Source organism: Cedecea sp. Ae19-4 (assembly GCF_059801165.1).
This window is the reverse complement of sequence record NZ_JBCHWG010000003.1, coordinates 105,242-126,194: the sequence shown is the minus strand read 5'-3', so window position 1 is coordinate 126,194 and position 20,953 is coordinate 105,242. Positions and strand designations below refer to the sequence as shown.

Here is a 20,953-nt window from a genome sequence, read left to right as displayed (position 1 = left end):
GGTTTACTATGGTGGCTGAATTGACCGCACTGCGCGATCAAATCGACGAAGTAGATAAAGCACTACTGGATTTGCTGGCTAAGCGGCTGGAACTGGTAGCGGAAGTGGGGGAAGTAAAAAGCCGCTTCGGCTTGCCGATTTATGTGCCGGAGCGAGAAACCTCCATGCTGGCGTCTCGCCGCAAAGAGGCTGAAGCTCTGGGCGTTCCGCCGGATTTAATTGAGGACGTGCTGCGCCGCGTGATGCGCGAGTCGTACTCCAGCGAGAACGACAAGGGCTTTAAAACCCTGCATCCTGCTTTGCGTCCGGTGGTGATTGTTGGCGGCGGTGGCCAGATGGGCCGTCTGTTTGAAAAAATGCTGACGCTTTCCGGCTACCAGGTTCGTATTCTTGAAAAAGAAGACTGGGACAAAGCACCGGCGCTGCTGGCCGATGCGGGCATGGTGATTGTCAGCGTACCGATTCATATCACCGAGCAGGTTATCGCTAAGCTGCCTCCGCTGCCGGCGGACTGCATCCTGGTGGATTTAGCGTCGGTGAAGAATGGCCCGCTGCAGGCGATGCTTGCCGTACATTCGGGCCCGGTTCTTGGCCTGCACCCGATGTTTGGCCCGGATAGCGGCAGCCTGGCAAAACAGGTTGTGGTCTACTGTGATGGTCGTCAGCCTGAAGCCTATCAGTGGCTGTTGGAACAGATTCAGGTCTGGGGTGCGCGCTTGCACCGCTCCAGCGCGGTTGAGCATGACCAGAACATGGCGTTTATTCAGGCGTTGCGCCACTTCGCGACCTTCGCCTATGGCCTGCATCTGGCGGAAGAAAATGTGCAGCTTGAACAGCTGCTGGCGCTGTCTTCGCCGATTTACCGCCTGGAGCTGGCGATGGTGGGCCGACTGTTTGCCCAGGATCCACAGCTTTATGCCGACATCATCATGTCGTCGGAAAGTAACCTGGCGCTGATCAAGCGTTATTATAAACGGTTCGGCGAGGCGATCGGCCTGCTGGAACATGGCGACAAGCAGGCGTTTATCGACAGCTTCCGGAAAGTGGAGCACTGGTTCGGGGATTACGCGCAGCGTTTCCAGAATGAGAGCCGCGTTCTGTTACGGCAGGCAAATGATAACCGTCAGTAGGTGCCAAAAGGTCTTATAATCAAAAGCCAGTGGGAGTTTGCCCGCTGGCTTTTTTGTTTGTCAAAAGGATCCCTGAAATGGCTGAGCCGCAGTTGCTGTTCGACTATACCGGTCACTTACCCGAATGCCCTACGTGGAGTGCAGAAGAAGGCAGCCTCTACTGGACGGATATTCTGGAGAATGAAATCCACCGCTACCATCTGGCCAGCGGCAAACATGACGTTATTCAGTTTTCTGAAGAAGTAGGCTGTTTTGCCTTGCGTGAGTCCGGCGGATTTATCGTGGCGATGAGAAGCGGTATCTGGCTAACCAATAATACTGGGCTGATCGTGGGCAAAGTCTGTGATAACCCGAGCAACCCGGATTTGGCGCGTTTCAACGATGGCGGCACCGACAGGCAGGGGCGTTTTTATGCCGGCACGTTCTGGGGGCCAGGGGATTACAACGGCGCGCTACTTTGCCGGGTGGATAACGATCTGACGCCGCATGTAGTTCAGCATGATATTCATGGCGCAAACGGGCTTGCATTTAGCCCGGACGGCAAATGGATGTATACCTCTGACACGCCCAATGCCGTGATTTACCGCACGCCGCTGGATGAGCAAGGCGAGCCAGGCCGACGTGAAGCCTTCAGGCGGTTTGCCGAAGGTGAGGGCATTCCTGATGGCGCGGCGATGGATTGCGAAGGCTATTACTGGACGGCGTTGTTTGATGGCTACCGCATTGTGCGCATTTCTCCTCAGGGTGATATTGTGGAAGAGCATCGCTTGCCCGTGCGTTGCCCGACGATGGTCTGTTTTGGCGGCGAGGATATGAAAACGCTGTTTATTACCACCACCAGAGAAAACATGGACGAAGATGAAGTGGCCCGATTACCGCTTTCCGGGGCGCTTTTCACCCTCCGCGTTGCGGTGGCCGGAATGGAAAAACTGAAGTTTCGGGAAGTGTGATTTGTGCAGCCCGGTTTTAGCCGGGCTGGCATTGTGATCAGGCCGGGTCGACCGGTACCACGTTTTCGCTTGGGTAGCTGCCGAGCACTTTCAGAGAGCGAGTAATTTCCCCCAACTCGCGCAGCGCCTTACGCATACTCTCATCTTTCAGGTTTGCCTGAATATCCAGATAGAACATCTCTTCCCACGGGTTGCCGTTGATTGGGCGCGATTCCAGCTTAGTCATGATCAGACTGTGGTTGCGTAATACCAGAAGTGCTTCTACCAGGGCACCGGCCTGCTGGCCAGTTGCCATAAGCAATGTAGTTTTCGCTGGTACCTGATCGGACACTTCGACGGCCTTACGGGCCAGAACGATGAAGCGAGTGATGTTCTGGGTCTGGTTCGCGAGGTTACGTTCCAGCACCTGCAGGCCATAAAGTGCGCCGCCGGCTTCGCTGCCCAAAGCGGCAACGCGAGGAGAGTTGGCCTGAGCGACTTTTTCCATCGCGGCAGAGGTACTTTCGGTGTATTCAATTTTCCAGTGTGGATAGCGATTAATGAACTGGCTGCACTGCTGGAAAGGTTGAGGATGACTATAAACCGTTTGGATTTCCTCGAGATCGGTGGAACCGGAAACCAGTACGCAGTGGTCAATCGGCACGGTCATTTCGGCAACAATCGACAGGCTGGTGTGCTGCAGTAGATCGTAGACGTCATTAATGGCCCCCGAACTTGTGTTCTCGATTGGCACGACAGCGTAATCGGCCTGGCCGGTTTCCACCTGATTGAAGATGTCGTGGAATTTGGCACAGCCGCTTTCGATGAACTGCTCAAAGTGGCGCGCGGCATACTGGCGCGCAGCAAGATGAGAATAAGAACCTTTGGGGCCGAGGAAAGCGACGCGGGCAGAGTGAGGGTTCGTTTTGTTCAGGTGCTGCTGCAGCAGAGTTTGCTGGGTCAGAACAGAATCTTCAATAATGAGCTGGAACAGGCGCGTGATGTAGTGGGCATCGAGATGGTGATCTTTACCGAGAGTAATCAGGCGTTCCAGTAAATCTCTTTCACGATCGATATCGCGTACCGGGCGGTGAGAAGCGAGTTTGGCTTTGCCAACTTCAACCGCTAGCAGGCGGCGCTCTGCCAGCAGGGCTAACAGCTTTTCATCCAGCGCGCTGATTTTATCGCGCAGGGCCAGCAACGGATTAATTTCGGTCATAACGCTACCTTTTCGGTGTCCATAAAAAAGCCTCCCGGTTGGGAGGCTTGTTTGTTCGTCTTCGCATTCTTTATCACACGACGAATTGCCTCCCAGTCAGGGGAAGGTAAAAAAGAATGCGAAGAAGAACGGGAAAAGTTTCATGTCAGGTTTCCAGAGGAATCTGAGAGGTAAAGTACCTGCTCTGTTTTCGTTCTGTCAATAAAAAACGCGCCCGGAGGCGCGTTGCGGTGAGTGGAAGGAGAGTGATGTATTACTCTTCGTCAGCTTCTGCTTCTGCGAAGGACACGTCTTTCACTGAACCTGCTGCGCGACGTGCTTCACCTTTGTGTTGCACTTTATTTAACTGCCGCTCCAGTTTGTTGATCAAATCGTTGATAGCCGTATACATATCTTCATGTCTGGCACTGGCTACGAGGTGCCCATTCGGTGTGTTAATCGTGGCATCAGCCACAAAACCTTGAGGCTCTTTGGACAAGATAATATGTGGATTAATGAGATGAGTTTGCCACTTGTCCAGTTTGCTGAGACGGTCGGCGACATGCTGGCGAATAGCTGGGGTGATTTCCATTTGCTTGCTGGTAATGTTCATTGTCATAAATTTACCTCTTGTCTTTGCCGTCTTGGTAACTCCAGCATACCGTTCTTAATGTCAAAATGTGTGATGTAAATCACGTTATTTTGTCACTTTTTGTCAAGGAGACCTTTTTGTGAGGCAGGACAGGATATGTGCTTTTAAGGCTTGTGGTTATCAGAAATCACGTCCATATTGGATGGGATGACCTGACGCTAAACCGTTTCAGTTTTCGCGTCGGCAGATAAAAAAACGGCAGCCGAGGCTGCCGTTTTTCTTGTTATATTGTCGATCAGGTGTTGCTGCTGTTGGCGGCAATGATCTTCGCGACTTTCTCTGCCTGACCCGGCATCTGCAGCTCGCGGTAGGCATTTTCCATCAGCTTCAGGCCATCGCGGGTGGCCTGAGTGTCAGGATAATCACGCAGCATACCTTCTACGCGATTAACTACTGCCACCCACGCGCCGCGTTTCGTGTAATATTGCGCCACGGAAAGCTCATACTTCGCCAGGCGATCTTTCAGGAACACGAGACGTTTAGTCGCATCGGTAACGTACTGGCTGTTCGGGTAGCCGCGCACCAGCTTCGAGAAGTCGTTAAAGGCATCGCGTGCGTGCTGTGGATCCCGGTCGGAACGGTCAACGCCGAAGAAGCCCTGCAGCGCACTGTCATCCAACGCCATGTCCGTCAGGCCACGCATGTAAAGTACGTAGTCGATGTTTGGGTGCGTTGGATTGAGGCGCATAAAGCGATCGATCGCCGCCTGAGCCAGCGGTAAGTCCGCATTTTTGTAGTAGGCGTAGATCAGGTCGAGCTGCACTTGCTGAGAGTACGGGCCGAATGGATAGCGGTTATCCAGCGCTTCCAGTTGCGTTATCGCCGCTTTAAAGTTACCGTCCTGCAGCTTTTGCTGGGCAGTCGCGTAGATCTCAGAAGGCGGATTATCAGGAACCTCATCCTTGGAACTGGAGCAACCAGCCAAAGCCAGGCTCAACGTGGCCGCTGCCACCAGATATTTCATGCGCGTCATGACGTTTGACTTTCCTAAGTAATGTTATTTCCGGGAGAGTTCGTGTTCCGGCTCCCGATAAAGACCAGCTACAATAGCACATTATATTAAACGGCATTGCCGTAAAACCCAACGTTAACGAAAGAAGCTGTCTATGGCACAACTAGTACAACTCACCGAAACGGTGTCCGATTCACAACTGGGTCAACGCTTAGATCAGGCATTGGCCGAATTGTTCCCGGATTATTCGCGTTCGCGCATAAAAGAATGGATTCTTGACCAGCGAGTTACGGTCAACGGCGTTGTCTGGGACAAGCCGAAAGAAAAAGTGTTGGGTGGCGAAAGCGTAACCATCAATGCTGAAATTGAAGAAGAGGTCCGCTGGGAGGCTCAGGATATCCCGCTGAATATCGTCTACGAAGATGAAGATATTCTGGTGATCAACAAGCCACGCGACCTCGTTGTGCACCCCGGTGCAGGCAATCCGGACGGTACTGTGCTCAATGCGTTGCTGCACTATTACCCGCCAATTGCGGATGTGCCTCGCGCGGGCATTGTTCATCGTCTGGATAAAGACACCACCGGTCTGATGGTTGTGGCAAAAACTGTCCCGGCGCAAACTCGTCTGGTTGAAGCCCTTCAACTGCGAGAAATTACCCGTGAGTACGAAGCCGTTGCAATTGGTCATATGACAGGCGGTGGTACGGTTGAAGAACCAATCAGCCGCCATCCAACTAAACGTACCCACATGTCAGTGCATCCAATGGGCAAACCGGCGGTCACTCACTATCGCATTATGGAGCACTTCCGCGTGCATACGCGCCTGCGTTTGCGTCTGGAAACCGGCCGTACTCACCAGATCCGCGTGCACATGGCGCATATCAGCCATCCGCTGGTGGGCGATCAGCTTTACGGTGGGCGTCCTCGTCCGCCGAAAGGCGCATCGGAAGAGTTCGTCAGCGTACTGCGCAAGTTTGATCGCCAGGCCTTACACGCAACCATGCTGCGCCTGTACCATCCTATCAGTGGTATTCTGATGGAGTGGAGCGCGCCAATCCCACAGGATATGGTTGAACTGATCGAAGCTTTACGCGCTGATACCGAAACCCATAAAGACCAACTGGACTGGCTATGACCAAAACGATCGTCCCGCACTGGCCTCTTCCTGAAGGCGTTGCTGCCTGTAGCTCAACCCGCGTGGGTGGCGTTAGCGTCGCACCGTATGACTCGATGAATCTGGGTGCTCATTGCGGCGACGATCTGGCTGATGTTGAAGAGAATCGTCGGCTATTTTATGCAGCCGCAGGCTTGCCTTCGAAGCCGGTCTGGCTTGAGCAGGTTCACGGGAAAACTGTGTTGAAGCTAACGGGCGAGCCATATGCCTCAAAGCGAGCGGATGCTTCTTATAGCAATACGCCGGGGACGGTTTGCGCGGTGATGACGGCGGATTGTCTGCCGGTGCTGTTTTGTAATGAGGCCGGAACTGAAGTTGCGGCAGCGCATGCTGGCTGGCGCGGTTTATGTGAAGGCGTGCTCGAAGAGACGGTAGCCTGTTTCCAGGATCGCCCACAGAATATTCGCGCCTGGCTAGGGCCGGCTATTGGTCCGCAGGCGTTCGAAGTGGGGCCGGAAGTTCGCGAAGCCTTTATGGCGAAGGACGAAAAAGCGGCAAACGCTTTTAGCGCAGCGGGCGAAAAGTACTATGCTGATATCTACCAGCTTGCAAGGCAGCGGCTGGCGAACGTGGGTGTTACGCAGGTGTACGGCGGTGACCGCTGTACCTGGACCGAAAGTGGCGATTTCTTCTCATACCGTCGCGACAGAACAACGGGTCGTATGGCAAGTTTCATCTGGCTGATATAACCTATCGAATCAAGACGATCCAGTGCGTGTCGCTCGCGCTTCATATATTTCAGGTCATTAACCTTGAATAATTGAGGGATGACCTCATTTAATCTCCAGTAGCAAATTTGACCTGTTTATGGGAGGAGTTATGCGTCTGGATCGTCTTACCAATAAATTCCAGCTTGCTCTCGCCGATGCCCAATCTCTTGCTCTTGGGCACGACAATCAATTCATCGAACCTCTGCATCTGATGAGCGCTCTGCTCAATCAGGAAGGGGGCTCTGTGCGTCCGTTACTGACCTCTGCGGGAGTCAACGCGGGCAAATTACGTACCGACATCGAGCAGGCATTAAGCCGCCTGCCACAGGTAGAAGGCACCGGCGGTGACGTCCAGCCTTCTCAGGATTTAGTGCGTGTACTGAACCTGTGCGACAAACTTGCACAAAAAAGAAACGACAACTTTATTTCGTCAGAACTGTTTGTTCTGGCGGTACTTGACTCACGCGGCACTCTGACCGACCTGCTGAAAGCGGCAGGCGCAACGCCAGCCAACGTAACCGCCGCGATTGAGCAAATGCGTGGAGGGGAGAACGTGAACGATCAAGGTGCCGAGGATCAACGTCAGGCATTGAAGAAATACACCGTTGATTTAACTGAGCGAGCTGAACAAGGCAAGCTGGACCCGGTAATCGGCCGTGATGAAGAAATTCGGCGTACTATCCAGGTATTGCAGCGCCGTACCAAAAATAACCCGGTACTGATTGGTGAGCCGGGCGTGGGTAAAACAGCCATCGTCGAAGGGCTTGCACAACGGATCATTAATGGCGAAGTACCTGAAGGTTTGAAAGGCCGACGCGTGCTTGCGCTGGATATGGGCGCGCTGGTGGCCGGTGCCAAATACAGGGGTGAGTTTGAAGAGCGTCTCAAAGGTGTGCTGAACGATCTTGCTAAGCAGGAAGGCAACGTCATTCTGTTTATTGATGAGCTACATACCATGGTTGGCGCAGGTAAAGCCGACGGCGCAATGGATGCCGGGAACATGCTTAAGCCAGCCCTGGCTCGAGGTGAATTGCACTGCGTTGGCGCAACCACGCTCGACGAATACCGTCAATATATAGAGAAAGATGCCGCGCTTGAGCGTCGTTTCCAAAAAGTGTTTGTAGCAGAGCCTTCTGTAGAAGACACCATTGCGATTCTGCGTGGGCTGAAAGAACGCTATGAGCTGCATCACCATGTACAAATTACCGACCCGGCGATTGTCGCGGCAGCTACGCTGTCCCACCGCTATATTGCCGATCGTCAGCTGCCGGATAAAGCCATCGACCTCATCGACGAGGCCGCATCCAGCATTCGTATGCAGATAGACTCCAAGCCGGAAGAGCTTGATCGTCTTGACCGCCGTATTATTCAGCTCAAGCTGGAACAACAGGCGTTGAAGAAAGAATCTGATGAAGCCAGTCAGAAACGCCTCAGCATGTTGAATGAAGAGCTGGAAGATAAAGAGCGTCAGTATTCGGAGCTCGAAGAAGAGTGGAAGGCGGAGAAAGCCTCGCTGTCAGGTACGCAGACCATTAAGGCTGAGCTTGAACAGGCGAAAATAGCAATCGAGCAGGCTCGCCGCGTGGGTGACCTTGGGCGGATGTCTGAATTGCAGTACGGCAAAATTCCAGAGCTGGAAAAACAGCTGGCCGCGGCAACCCAAAGCGAAGGGAAAACCATGCGTCTGCTGCGTAATAAAGTGACGGATGCAGAAATCGCCGAAGTCCTGGCTCGCTGGACCGGGATCCCGGTAGCCAGAATGCTGGAAGGTGAGCGCGACAAGCTATTACGTATGGAAAAAGAGCTTCATCAGCGTGTGATTGGCCAGGATGAAGCCGTCGAAGCTGTCTCTAACGCGATTCGTCGTAGCCGTGCTGGATTGTCCGATCCTAATCGCCCAATAGGTTCGTTCCTGTTCCTGGGGCCAACCGGGGTAGGTAAGACTGAGTTGTGCAAAGCGTTAGCGAACTTTATGTTCGACAGTGACGATGCGATGGTGCGTATCGACATGTCCGAGTTTATGGAGAAACACTCCGTATCGCGGCTAGTGGGTGCGCCTCCGGGTTATGTCGGTTATGAAGAAGGTGGCTATTTGACGGAAGCCGTTCGTCGCCGTCCTTATTCCGTTATTCTGCTGGATGAGGTAGAGAAAGCGCATCCGGATGTGTTTAACATTCTGTTGCAGGTTCTGGACGACGGCCGTCTTACCGATGGGCAGGGCCATACTGTTGATTTCCGTAATACGGTTGTCATTATGACCTCTAACCTTGGTTCAGACTTAATTCAGGAGCGTTTCGGTGAACTGGATTACGGCCATATGAAGGATCTGGTGCTGGGCGTTGTTAGCCAAAGCTTCCGTCCGGAGTTCATTAACCGTATTGATGAGGTTGTTGTCTTCCATCCTCTTGGGGAGCGCCACATTGCTTCTATTGCTCAGATTCAGCTGCAGCGTCTGTACAACCGGCTGGAAGAGCGTGGCTATGGCGTAAGTATCTCTGACGACGCATTGAAGCTCATCAGCGAGAACGGTTACGACCCGGTCTACGGTGCTCGTCCGTTGAAACGCGCTATTCAGCAGCAAATTGAAAACCCATTGGCTCAGCAAATCCTTTCCGGTGAGCTGATTCCTGGAAAAACAATCAAGCTGGAAGTCAAAGACGACCGCATTGTGGCTGTGCAGTAAGTCACTCAACGTAAAAAACGAGCCCATTTGGGCTCGTTTTTGTTTGTAAAACAGCCATTGCTGGCTGGGTTTTATCCTTTTTGCCTGGAAAGTGAGCGGTCAGAAAATTTTTTCAAATTAGGGGTTGTCAGGCTCTGAGAACTCCCTATAATGCGCCTCCACTGACACGGTGAAGCGGCTTCGAAAGCGGCTTCACAACCCGGTAGTCAGTCAGACGAAAGCGAAAATAAACGCTTGACTCTGAAAGAGGAAAGCGTATCATACGCCACCTCGAGTTAGCAAGCGAAAGCGACTGACTCACTGCTCTTTAACAATTTATCAGACAATCTGTGTGGGCACTCGCAGGATTGATATCTCAGCGTCTTCGGATGCAAAAAAATATCAAGTCTTGAAGAGTGACTACTGATTTTATAAACAGTTTTAATTCTTTGAGCATCAAACACTTTTAAATTGAAGAGTTTGATCATGGCTCAGATTGAACGCTGGCGGCAGGCCTAACACATGCAAGTCGAGCGGTAGCACAGGGAGCTTGCTCCTGGGTGACGAGCGGCGGACGGGTGAGTAATGTCTGGGGATCTGCCTGATGGAGGGGGATAACTACTGGAAACGGTAGCTAATACCGCATAACGTCGCAAGACCAAAGAGGGGGACCTTCGGGCCTCTTGCCATCAGATGAACCCAGATGGGATTAGCTAGTAGGTGGGGTAATGGCTCACCTAGGCGACGATCCCTAGCTGGTCTGAGAGGATGACCAGCCACACTGGAACTGAGACACGGTCCAGACTCCTACGGGAGGCAGCAGTGGGGAATATTGCACAATGGGCGCAAGCCTGATGCAGCCATGCCGCGTGTATGAAGAAGGCCTTCGGGTTGTAAAGTACTTTCAGCGAGGAGGAAGGCATTAAGGTTAATAACCTTGGTGATTGACGTTACTCGCAGAAGAAGCACCGGCTAACTCCGTGCCAGCAGCCGCGGTAATACGGAGGGTGCAAGCGTTAATCGGAATTACTGGGCGTAAAGCGCACGCAGGCGGTTTGTTAAGTCGGATGTGAAATCCCCGGGCTCAACCTGGGAACTGCATTCGAAACTGGCAAGCTTGAGTCTTGTAGAGGGGGGTAGAATTCCAGGTGTAGCGGTGAAATGCGTAGAGATCTGGAGGAATACCGGTGGCGAAGGCGGCCCCCTGGACAAAGACTGACGCTCAGGTGCGAAAGCGTGGGGAGCAAACAGGATTAGATACCCTGGTAGTCCACGCCGTAAACGATGTCGACTTGGAGGTTGTGCCCTTGAGGCGTGGCTTCCGGAGCTAACGCGTTAAGTCGACCGCCTGGGGAGTACGGCCGCAAGGTTAAAACTCAAATGAATTGACGGGGGCCCGCACAAGCGGTGGAGCATGTGGTTTAATTCGATGCAACGCGAAGAACCTTACCTACTCTTGACATCCAGAGAACTTTCCAGAGATGGATTGGTGCCTTCGGGAACTCTGAGACAGGTGCTGCATGGCTGTCGTCAGCTCGTGTTGTGAAATGTTGGGTTAAGTCCCGCAACGAGCGCAACCCTTATCCTTTGTTGCCAGCGGTTCGGCCGGGAACTCAAAGGAGACTGCCAGTGATAAACTGGAGGAAGGTGGGGATGACGTCAAGTCATCATGGCCCTTACGAGTAGGGCTACACACGTGCTACAATGGCGCATACAAAGAGAAGCGACCTCGCGAGAGCAAGCGGACCTCATAAAGTGCGTCGTAGTCCGGATTGGAGTCTGCAACTCGACTCCATGAAGTCGGAATCGCTAGTAATCGTAGATCAGAATGCTACGGTGAATACGTTCCCGGGCCTTGTACACACCGCCCGTCACACCATGGGAGTGGGTTGCAAAAGAAGTAGGTAGCTTAACCTTCGGGAGGGCGCTTACCACTTTGTGATTCATGACTGGGGTGAAGTCGTAACAAGGTAACCGTAGGGGAACCTGCGGTTGGATCACCTCCTTACCTAATAGATACAACCCGCGTAGTGCTCACACAGATTGTCTGATAGAAAACGAGCAGTAAAACCTTATAGGCTTGTAGCTCAGGTGGTTAGAGCGCACCCCTGATAAGGGTGAGGTCGGTGGTTCAAGTCCACTCAGGCCTACCAAATTTTCCCCTGTTCTGCGTTGCACCTCAGACTCGCATACCTCAGTATGCGTCGCTAAGTTGCGCCTTGACCAGATGAAAATCATGGTAATCAAAGGTTTTACGAAATCGATGGGGCTATAGCTCAGCTGGGAGAGCGCCTGCCTTGCACGCAGGAGGTCAGCGGTTCGATCCCGCTTAGCTCCACCATCATTTCATGCACCAAAACTTACTTCAGAGTGTACCGGTGACGGTGTACTGCGAAGTATTTGCTCTTTAACAATCCGGAACAAGCTGAAAATTGAAACGACATGTCGTCTCATTCTTCCGTAATAAAGAATGAGGTTAAGACATGTTCGAGTCTCTCAAATTTTCACAATATCGATTGTGTCTTACGAGACATCTTCGGGTTGTGAGGTTAAGCGACTAAGCGTACACGGTGGATGCCCTGGCAGTCAGAGGCGATGAAGGACGTGCTAATCTGCGATAAGCGTCGGTAAGGTGATATGAACCGTTATAGCCGGCGATTTCCGAATGGGGAAACCCAGTGTGATTCGTCACACTATCATTGCGTGAATACATAGCGTAATGAAGCGAACCGGGGGAACTGAAACATCTAAGTACCCCGAGGAAAAGAAATCAACCGAGATTCCCCCAGTAGCGGCGAGCGAACGGGGAGCAGCCCAGAACCTGAATCAGTTTGTGTGTTAGTGGAAGCGTCTGGAAAGTCGCAGGGTACAGGGTGATACTCCCGTACACTAAAATGCACATACTGTGAGTTCGAAGAGTAGGGCGGGACACGTGGTATCCTGTCTGAATATGGGGGGACCATCCTCCAAGGCTAAATACTCCTGACTGACCGATAGTGAACCAGTACCGTGAGGGAAAGGCGAAAAGAACCCCGGCGAGGGGAGTGAAAAAGAACCTGAAACCGTGTACGTACAAGCAGTGGGAGCCTCATTTATGGGGTGACTGCGTACCTTTTGTATAATGGGTCAGCGACTTATATTCTGTAGCAAGGTTAACCGTATAGGGGAGCCGCAGGGAAACCGAGTCTTAACTGGGCGTTAAGTTGCAGGGTATAGACCCGAAACCCGGTGATCTAGCCATGGGCAGGTTGAAGGTTGGGTAACACTAACTGGAGGACCGAACCGACTAATGTTGAAAAATTAGCGGATGACTTGTGGCTGGGGGTGAAAGGCCAATCAAACCGGGAGATAGCTGGTTCTCCCCGAAAGCTATTTAGGTAGCGCCTCGTGAACTCATCTTCGGGGGTAGAGCACTGTTTCGGCTAGGGGGCCATCCCGGCTTACCAACCCGATGCAAACTACGAATACCGAAGAATGTTATCACGGGAGACACACGGCGGGTGCTAACGTCCGTCGTGAAGAGGGAAACAACCCAGACCGCCAGCTAAGGTCCCAAAGTCATGGTTAAGTGGGAAACGATGTGGGAAGGCACAGACAGCCAGGATGTTGGCTTAGAAGCAGCCATCATTTAAAGAAAGCGTAATAGCTCACTGGTCGAGTCGGCCTGCGCGGAAGATGTAACGGGGCTAAACCATGCACCGAAGCTGCGGCAGCGACACTATGTGTTGTTGGGTAGGGGAGCGTTCTGTAAGCCGTCGAAGGTGAACTGTGAGGTTTGCTGGAGGTATCAGAAGTGCGAATGCTGACATAAGTAACGATAAAGCGGGTGAAAAGCCCGCTCGCCGGAAGACCAAGGGTTCCTGTCCAACGTTAATCGGGGCAGGGTGAGTCGACCCCTAAGGCGAGGCCGAAAGGCGTAGTCGATGGGAAACAGGTTAATATTCCTGTACTCGGTGTTACTGCGAAGGGGGGACGGAGAAGGCTATGTTAGCCGGGCGACGGTTGTCCCGGTTTAAGCATGTAGGCGGAGCGTTTAGGTAAATCCGGACGCTTATTAACGCTGAGGTGTGATGACGAGGCACTACGGTGCTGAAGTAACAAATGCCCTGCTTCCAGGAAAAGCCTCTAAGCATCAGGTAACATTGAATCGTACCCCAAACCGACACAGGTGGTCAGGTAGAGAATACCAAGGCGCTTGAGAGAACTCGGGTGAAGGAACTAGGCAAAATGGTGCCGTAACTTCGGGAGAAGGCACGCTGTCGGTAAGTGAAACCCCTCGCGGGTGGAGCTGAAGGCAGTCGAAGATACCAGCTGGCTGCAACTGTTTATTAAAAACACAGCACTGTGCAAACACGAAAGTGGACGTATACGGTGTGACGCCTGCCCGGTGCCGGAAGGTTAATTGATGGGGTTATCCGCAAGGAGAAGCTCTTGATCGAAGCCCCGGTAAACGGCGGCCGTAACTATAACGGTCCTAAGGTAGCGAAATTCCTTGTCGGGTAAGTTCCGACCTGCACGAATGGCGTAATGATGGCCAGGCTGTCTCCACCCGAGACTCAGTGAAATTGAAATCGCTGTGAAGATGCAGTGTACCCGCGGCAAGACGGAAAGACCCCGTGAACCTTTACTATAGCTTGACACTGAACATTGAGCCTTGATGTGTAGGATAGGTGGGAGGCTTTGAAGCGTGGACGCCAGTCTGCGTGGAGCCAACCTTGAAATACCACCCTTTAATGTTTGATGTTCTAACGTAGACCCGTGATCCGGGTTGCGGACAGTGTCTGGTGGGTAGTTTGACTGGGGCGGTCTCCTCCTAAAGCGTAACGGAGGAGCACGAAGGTTAGCTAATCACGGTCGGACATCGTGAGGTTAGTGCAAAGGCATAAGCTAGCTTGACTGCGAGAGTGACGGCTCGAGCAGGTGCGAAAGCAGGTCTTAGTGATCCGGTGGTTCTGAATGGAAGGGCCATCGCTCAACGGATAAAAGGTACTCCGGGGATAACAGGCTGATACCGCCCAAGAGTTCATATCGACGGCGGTGTTTGGCACCTCGATGTCGGCTCATCACATCCTGGGGCTGAAGTAGGTCCCAAGGGTATGGCTGTTCGCCATTTAAAGTGGTACGCGAGCTGGGTTTAGAACGTCGTGAGACAGTTCGGTCCCTATCTGCCGTGGGCGCTGGAGAATTGAGGGGGGCTGCTCCTAGTACGAGAGGACCGGAGTGGACGCATCACTGGTGTTCGGGTTGTCATGCCAATGGCATTGCCCGGTAGCTAAATGCGGAAAAGATAAGCGCTGAAAGCATCTAAGCGCGAAACTTGCCCCGAGATGAGTTCTCCCTGACCCTTTAAGGGTCCTGAAGGAACGTTGAAGACGACGACGTTGATAGGCTGGGTGTGTAAGCGTAGCGATACGTTGAGCTAACCAGTACTAATGATCCGTGAGGCTTAACCTTACAACACCGAAGGTGTTTTGAGAGACGAAAGATTTTCAGCTTAGTTCAGGATTAGATTGATGGTTATATGGAAATATAACGGTCAATAACAGAATTTGCCTGGCGGCCGTAGCGCGGTGGTCCCACCTGACCCCATGCCGAACTCAGAAGTGAAACGCCGTAGCGCCGATGGTAGTGTGGGGTCTCCCCATGCGAGAGTAGGGAACTGCCAGGCATCAAATAAAACAGAAAACCTCAGCCTGATGGCTGGGGTTTTTTGTTTATATGGTATCAGGCCATTCCCTGCACGAGCATGGGCATGCGACAAACGTGTCGGGAACACGTTTGAACGCCGCGTGCGGCGGCCCCGGAGGGGCGAGTATCAGGATGATGCGCGTATTGTAGGGAACGGCCAGGCATCAAATCAGCATTAACCCCGACCGAAAGGCCGGGGTTTTTTGCTTTTTAAAGCATACTTTTTCGCAAAAATATCCGTCCGCTCACAAAAGTTAATGTAACAACTCCGCAACAAGATACTTCACCTCACAAAATTTCTTTCTCCTGCTTTACTGGATCCTGGGTTATTAGACCCATTCAGGAAGACAGGAGAAGAAAATAAAATGATTGAAACAACAAGTGAATCAAATATTGTGCCGTCGGCGGCTGATACCCGTCGTCGCGTCTGGGCCATTGTGGGTGCTTCATCAGGGAATCTGGTTGAGTGGTTTGATTTTTATGTTTACTCGTTCTGCTCACTCTATTTTGCTCATATCTTTTTCCCAACGGGAAACACCACGACTCAGCTTCTGCAAACCGCCGGTGTCTTTGCCGCAGGTTTTTTGATGCGACCCATTGGAGGCTGGTTATTCGGGTATATTGCCGATAAACATGGACGTAAAAACTCCATGCTTATCTCAGTGTGTATGATGTGTTTTGGCTCGCTGGTCATTGCCTGCCTGCCAGGATACGCCACCATTGGCACATGGGCCCCTGCATTATTGCTTTTAGCACGCCTGTTCCAGGGGTTATCTGTTGGAGGGGAGTACGGCACCAGCGCAACTTACATGAGTGAGGTGGCGGTCGAAGGTCGTAAAGGGTTCTATGCCTCATTCCAGTACGTGACGCTCATTGGCGGGCAGCTGGCCGCGTTGCTTGTTGTGGTTGTTCTCCAGCAAGTGCTAAGTGATGAAGATTTGCGTAGTTGGGGATGGAGAATTCCCTTCGCGATTGGAGCCGTACTGGCGATAGTTGCTCTCTATCTTCGCCGTTCTCTGGATGAAACATCGGATAAAGCAAGCCGCGCGCACAAGGATGCCGGTACGCTTTCCGGGCTGTGGAAAAATAAAAAAGCCTTCATTATGGTGCTTGGTTTCACCGCCGGCGGCTCCCTGGCTTTCTATACCTTCACCACCTATATGCAGAAATATCTGGTGAATACTGCGGGGATGCATGCGAACACGGCCAGCGCGTTGATGACCTGTGCGCTGTTTATCTTCATGGTACTTCAGCCGTTTTTCGGTGCGCTGTCGGATAAAATTGGTCGTCGAAGTTCTATGCTTTGCTTTGGCGGACTGGCAGCGGTGCTGACTGTGCCTATTTTGACGACACTGCAGAATGTTAGCTCACCTTATGCGGCCTTTGCTCTGGTGATGGCGGCGATGCTAATTGTCAGTTTTTACACTTCAATCAGCGGCATCCTTAAGGCAGAAATGTTCCCGCCGGAAGTCCGTGCGCTAGGTGTAGGTCTGTCTTATGCAGTTGCAAATGCCTTGTTTGGTGGCTCGGCAGAATATGTCGCCTTATCGCTGAAATCGATGGGCAGCGAAACGACCTTCTTCTGGTATGTCTCTGCGATGGGGGCGCTGGCATTTGCTGTTTCTCTGTTGCTGCACCGTAAAGGCAAAGGGATCAAGCTCTAGAAAGAAAAAGCCCTGCAGTGCAGGTGCAGGGCTTAAACGTTTAGAGAATACGGCTTATTAGTCGGTCGATACGGATACGGCGCAGGCGGCGAATCAGCTTGCGAACTTTCACCGGATATTCGGCGATGCTTTGCAGATCGCGATAATGCTTAACAGCCGTCGTATGGGTGCGGATAAGCTCCAGCTCCTTGGTGCGAATGCCTTCAAGCTCTCTTTTGGGATCGTGAATCAGCAGAGCATTTTCCAGATCCAGGCGCCACGCGCGCGGATTAAGGTTATTCCCGGTCAGCAGCATCCACTCGTTGTCCACCCACATGCCTTTCAGGTGGTAACTGTTATCCCCATCTTTCCACAAACGCACAATCAACTGCCCGGTATTCACATAATATTGCAGGCGGCTCAGGAAGCGGCGCAGGTTAATTTCATAGAGATAAGGTAGCGCGCCAATAATTTTGAACGGCTGATCTTCCGGAATATAAAAATCATTCGCTGTCTTATCGCCAACGATAATCTCAACCTGTTTACCGTCCCGCAGCAGCTGTATGATATTGCGGACCAGGACAGCTGGCAGGTTGAAGTATGGCGTGCAGATAGTCAGCTTCTGCTCTGCGCAAGGCATAAGATGGAAGATGGTTTTATTCAGCAGGCTGGATTTTCCCAGACCGACCAGCGGCGTAACCGAGAGCTGATCGTTATCTGCATCACCGTGGAAGATAAAGCTAGCGTCACGCAATTCCTGGCGGAAGAGACGGATATCGTTTTTGATTTCTGGACTTTTTACGCGCTCAGCGACATCTAAGCGATGAACCGCCCGGCCATTTATCAAATTCTGGTTAACCCAGCCATGCATGATATCTGCCAGGGCGCGATTGCGAATGATTTGATAGCGGTCATAGCGATATTTATCGTGCTGATGCAGGTAAACATCGTTGAGGCTGGCGCCGCTATAGATGACGCTGTCATCAATAATAAAGCCTTTGAAATGCAGCACGCCAAGGGCTTCGCGAGTATTGACGGGAACGCCATAGACAGGAACATTCACGTCGGGGAACTGCTCGGCCATGCGGTGATACCAGTCCGCATTGGTGTTGGACGCGGCAACACCAATACGTCCGCGCTGGGCACGGTGCCAGTCAACCAGCACGGAAACATCTAAATCTGGCCGCTGCTGTTTGGCTTGATAAAGCGCGGACAGAATTCCTTTGCCGCCGTCATCCTGTTCAAGATACAACGCAATAATACAAATACGCTGCGTTGCGCTGGCGATTTTTTTCAACAGCGTTTCGCGGAAATCCGCAGGGGAGAACAGGGTTTCTACATCATCAACTGATTGAGAAAGCTTCGGTAACTGGGCAAGGTGTTGTTGATGTTTATTACGCTTAAATTTAGACAACATCACAGTGCTTATCTTCTCTCTTCATTGGATGGCCTTCTGCAAAATCCAGACGTCAGAACTTGCTGATAATACCACTACTACTGCGCAAAGTGAGTATGTTTTCCAGTACCTTACTCACGAATCTGCGCTTTTGCTCAATGGAAGCGTCAGACTTACAATACCGTCTTCCAGCTGAATATCGACGCTGAAACCCAGTTTGCGGGCCAGGGTAATCATGCCCTGGTTGTTCGGCATCGTTATGCCATTCAGTCGCTGAAGGCCATGCTCTCTGGTGTAATCGATGAGCTTAGTCAGTAAGCGTCGGCCGAGTCCGAGGCCTTTTAAGTCGGAGCGAACCAGCACGGCGAACTCGGCATCAACGTTGTCAGGGTCTGAAATGGCGCGTGTGACGCCGAGGATCTCATCGTTGTCTTTTATTCTTCTGACTGCAACGAACGCCATTTCTCGATCGTAGTCGATCTGCGTCATATTGGCTAAATCTTCGTGGGTAAATTCATTGATCTCGCTGAAATAGCGATAGTAGAGATCCTCTTTTGTTACCTGGGCAATAAAACGCTGCAGCTGAGGTTCGTCCTCGGGCAGGATCGGCCGGAACAGGCAGCGGTCACCGTTCTTAAGCTGCACCAGCTCTTCAAGCTGATGAGGATAAGGACGCACGGCCAGCCTGGCATCCGCATCCCCCGTAAATTCGGCCAATTCCAGAGTGACGTCGAGCAGGGTGAATTCACTGCCGGATGCCAGTAGAGGGTGAATATCGAGTCTGACAATCTCGGGGCAATCAACTATCAGGTTAGAAACTTGCACCAGAACTTCGCTGATCCCGGCGATATCCAGCGGGCGTAATGCGCTCCGGCTACGGATCTTGCCGCTTTTGATCGCCTGAATGACAAGGTATCGGGCCAGATTCATGTTTAGCGGGGGGAGGGCTACCGCCGCCTGCCTTTCAGGTCGCCACTCTACGCCGCCTTCGCCCAGCATGATCAATGGACCAAATACCGGATCGTGCTCAACGACGACTCTTAGTTCCTGCGCGCCTGCGCGGTTTGCCATGCTTTGCACCAGCAGGCCGTGAATACGAGCCTGGGGCCAGGCCATTTTTACACGGTCGATGATGGCTTCGGCGGCCTGTTGTACTTCACTGGCCGTTCTCAAATAGAGCATAACGCCCTGAACTTCCGACTTGTGGGGAATATCCGGAGAACGAAGCTTTAATGCGACGGGATAACCAATTTGCTCTGCGATATGCACCGCTTCTGCACTGTCTCCAGCAATCCATGTCGACAGGGTCGTTAAGCCATAAGCTTCAAGCACCGGCCTGACTTCATGGGTATCCAGCGTCGTAGCTCCCTGATGCAAGGCCTGCTGAATCAGATGGTGGGCGTCGCTGGTGTTTGCCGTCAGGTTAGCCGGCAGGGCCGGCGTTTCGCGCAATTGCTTCTGGTTACGGCGATACTCGACCATGTGCATAAACGCCGTGACCGCACCCTCTGGCGTTCTGTAAGTCGGAATACCGGCATCGCTAAACAGACGTCTCGCTTCCTGGGAGGAATACTCCCCGCACCAGTTGGTGACAATGGTGAGATATTTGCCACGAGGATGCCGCTGCAGAAGATCGATCAGGGCAAGGGCGCTTGCGGTTCCTGGGGCGGCGGCACTGGGGGAATGGATAACCATTAAGGCATCAAAATCATGGCTATCCAGCAATTTCTCTATGGCCAGCAGGTACCGGCCAGGCGTCGCGTCATCCCGTAGATCTATCGGGTTTCCTGCCTCAACGCCAGGAGGAAGCACGCCCGCAAGAGCCTGCAGAGTTTCTTCACTTAACGTCGCTAGTTTGCCATTACGTATCCAAAGCTCATCAAGGGCCAGCGCCGCAGGTGCCGCGCCGTTGCTGACAATCATCAGTCGCTCACCGCGCAGAGGTCGCATGTGGCTAAGGGTTTCTACGGCGGAAAAGAGCTCATGCGTATCCTGAACCCGAAGTAAGCCTGCTCGTTGTATCGCCGCGTCCCAGGCGGCATCCAGGCCCGGATGGGTTTTCAGCAGCGTTTGTGCTTTGCTGCTGCGCCCGCTTTTGATGACCAGAATCGGCTTGTTACGTGAGGCGCTTCTTGCGGCGGAAACAAAGCGGCGGGCATCGCTCAGATGTTCAAGATACAGCAGGATGGCGCTGGTTTTCGTATCCCTGGCCAGATAATCAAGCAGTTCATCCACGTCGATATCCAGGCTATCGCCAAGCGCAATAAACCAGGAAAAGCCCATCTCGCGCTGCTGTGCCCAGTCCAGAATGGTGTTGGACACTGCGGCAGACTGAGAAATAAACGCCAGTTTGCCCTTTTGAATCGGAACAGGGGAGAAGCTGGCGTTTAACCCTTGCCACGGAGCCAGTAGGCCAAGGCTATTCGGGCCAAGCAGGCGAATTTGCCAGCGAGCGGCACAGGCCAGCAATTCGGGTAATTGCTCAGGTGGGGCAGATAAAATAATGCAGGCCTTGCAGCCTTTATTACCCAGGGCTTTCAGTAGCGTAAGATTTCGCCGGGAATGCGTACAAACAATAGCGAGGTCAGGAGCCAGCGGCAGGCTGGCAATATCCGGCCAGGCAAGCACTCCGCACACGGCTTTGTGAGTCGGCGTCACCGGCATTACCGGGCCATTGAAGCCGCCAGCAAGCAAGTTGCGCATCATTAAATAACCGGCGCGGTCGGCTTTTGCCGAAGCGCCGATAACGGCAATGGATTTTGGACGCAGCAGCGCTTCCAGGCCTCGTTGACTCACGACGCTCTCCCCTGAGTGATGTT

12 protein-coding genes, 2 tRNA genes, 3 rRNA genes and 1 other annotated feature are annotated in these 20,953 nt (G+C 52.6%); of the genes, 11 read left to right on the top strand and 6 right to left on the bottom strand.

Translation table 11 applies throughout. From position 1 onward, the window contains the following. Positions 1 to 8 precede the first annotated feature (8 nt). Together tyrA and AAIE02_RS18565 are read left to right on the top strand one after the other, a co-directional pair. Positions 9 to 1,130: a bifunctional chorismate mutase/prephenate dehydrogenase gene (gene tyrA, locus AAIE02_RS18570; RefSeq protein ID WP_008458161.1), complete on the top strand. Its 1,122-nt coding sequence runs from the start codon at positions 9 to 11 to the stop codon at positions 1,128 to 1,130. Positions 1,131 to 1,207: 77 nt separating this feature from the next. After that, the gene (locus AAIE02_RS18565) at positions 1,208 to 2,080 is read left to right on the top strand and encodes an SMP-30/gluconolactonase/LRE family protein (RefSeq protein ID WP_498533022.1); all 873 of its coding nucleotides are present in this window, start codon (positions 1,208 to 1,210) and stop codon (positions 2,078 to 2,080) included. Positions 2,081 to 2,117: 37 nt separating this feature from the next. Here AAIE02_RS18565 and pheA read toward each other — a convergent pair whose 3' ends face one another. The 4 genes from pheA to bamD all read right to left on the bottom strand — a co-directional run bounded on the left by pheA (position 2,118) and on the right by bamD (position 4,882). Further along, positions 2,118 to 3,278 (bottom strand): bifunctional chorismate mutase/prephenate dehydratase, encoded by a 1,161-nt coding sequence (pheA, locus tag AAIE02_RS18560; RefSeq protein WP_166995730.1) that lies wholly within the window; start codon positions 3,276 to 3,278, stop codon positions 2,118 to 2,120. 20 nt (positions 3,279 to 3,298) lie between these two features. Further along, positions 3,299 to 3,423: a sequence feature (Phe leader region), on the bottom strand. Further along, complete coding sequence (gene pheL, locus AAIE02_RS18555; RefSeq protein WP_193216298.1) at positions 3,375 to 3,422, bottom strand: pheA operon leader peptide PheL; 48 nt, start codon at positions 3,420 to 3,422, stop codon at positions 3,375 to 3,377. (Overlaps the previous feature by 48 nt.) A 108-nt stretch (positions 3,424 to 3,531) precedes the next feature. Next, positions 3,532 to 3,876 (bottom strand): ribosome-associated translation inhibitor RaiA, encoded by a 345-nt coding sequence (gene raiA, locus AAIE02_RS18550; protein ID WP_008458158.1) that lies wholly within the window; start codon positions 3,874 to 3,876, stop codon positions 3,532 to 3,534. 268 nt (positions 3,877 to 4,144) lie between these two features. Continuing rightward, positions 4,145 to 4,882, bottom strand: coding sequence for an outer membrane protein assembly factor BamD (bamD, locus tag AAIE02_RS18545; RefSeq protein ID WP_008458157.1), 738 nt, complete (start codon positions 4,880 to 4,882; stop codon positions 4,145 to 4,147). A gap of 133 nt (positions 4,883 to 5,015) precedes the next feature. Here bamD and rluD point away from each other — a divergent pair, with 133 nt between their 5' ends. The 9 genes from rluD (at position 5,016) to AAIE02_RS18500 (ending at position 16,759) form a co-directional block, all read left to right on the top strand. Further along, a complete protein-coding gene (gene rluD, locus AAIE02_RS18540) occupies positions 5,016 to 5,996 on the top strand; it encodes a 23S rRNA pseudouridine(1911/1915/1917) synthase RluD (RefSeq protein WP_008458156.1) in 981 nt (326 codons plus the stop codon). After that, entirely contained in the window at positions 5,993 to 6,724 is a 732-nt protein-coding gene (gene yfiH / locus AAIE02_RS18535) for a purine nucleoside phosphorylase YfiH (protein WP_166995732.1), read from the top strand. Before rluD ends, yfiH begins: the two co-directional genes overlap by 4 nt. Before the next feature lie 130 nt (positions 6,725 to 6,854). Continuing rightward, positions 6,855 to 9,428, top strand: a complete 2,574-nt coding sequence (gene clpB / locus AAIE02_RS18530) for an ATP-dependent chaperone ClpB (RefSeq protein WP_498533021.1) — start codon at positions 6,855 to 6,857, stop codon at positions 9,426 to 9,428. A gap of 447 nt (positions 9,429 to 9,875) precedes the next feature. Continuing rightward, a 16S ribosomal RNA gene (locus AAIE02_RS18525) occupies positions 9,876 to 11,415 on the top strand. 68 nt (positions 11,416 to 11,483) lie between these two features. Next, positions 11,484 to 11,560: transfer RNA gene (locus AAIE02_RS18520), tRNA-Ile, on the top strand. 112 nt (positions 11,561 to 11,672) lie between these two features. Further along, positions 11,673 to 11,748: transfer RNA gene (locus tag AAIE02_RS18515), tRNA-Ala, on the top strand. 206 nt (positions 11,749 to 11,954) lie between these two features. After that, positions 11,955 to 14,861: ribosomal RNA gene (locus AAIE02_RS18510) — 23S ribosomal RNA — on the top strand. Between the two features lie 98 nt (positions 14,862 to 14,959). Beyond that, a 5S ribosomal RNA gene (gene rrf / locus AAIE02_RS18505) occupies positions 14,960 to 15,075 on the top strand. Together the 16S, 23S and 5S rRNA genes with 2 tRNA genes alongside form the textbook arrangement of a ribosomal RNA operon. A 385-nt stretch (positions 15,076 to 15,460) precedes the next feature. Further along, positions 15,461 to 16,759: an MFS transporter gene (locus AAIE02_RS18500; protein WP_336981739.1), complete on the top strand. Its 1,299-nt coding sequence runs from the start codon at positions 15,461 to 15,463 to the stop codon at positions 16,757 to 16,759. A 40-nt stretch (positions 16,760 to 16,799) separates the two neighbouring features. Here the strand turns inward: AAIE02_RS18500 and pssA are convergent, their stop codons facing one another. Both pssA and AAIE02_RS18490 read right to left on the bottom strand, forming a co-directional pair. Beyond that, positions 16,800 to 18,155: a CDP-diacylglycerol--serine O-phosphatidyltransferase gene (pssA, locus tag AAIE02_RS18495; protein WP_034809554.1), complete on the bottom strand. Its 1,356-nt coding sequence runs from the start codon at positions 18,153 to 18,155 to the stop codon at positions 16,800 to 16,802. 114 nt (positions 18,156 to 18,269) lie between these two features. Continuing rightward, positions 18,270 to 20,930 carry a bifunctional acetate--CoA ligase family protein/GNAT family N-acetyltransferase gene (locus tag AAIE02_RS18490; RefSeq protein ID WP_336981742.1) on the bottom strand — a complete coding sequence of 887 codons (2,661 nt, stop codon included), beginning with the start codon at positions 20,928 to 20,930 and terminating at the stop codon, positions 18,270 to 18,272. Positions 20,931 to 20,953 lie beyond the last annotated feature (23 nt).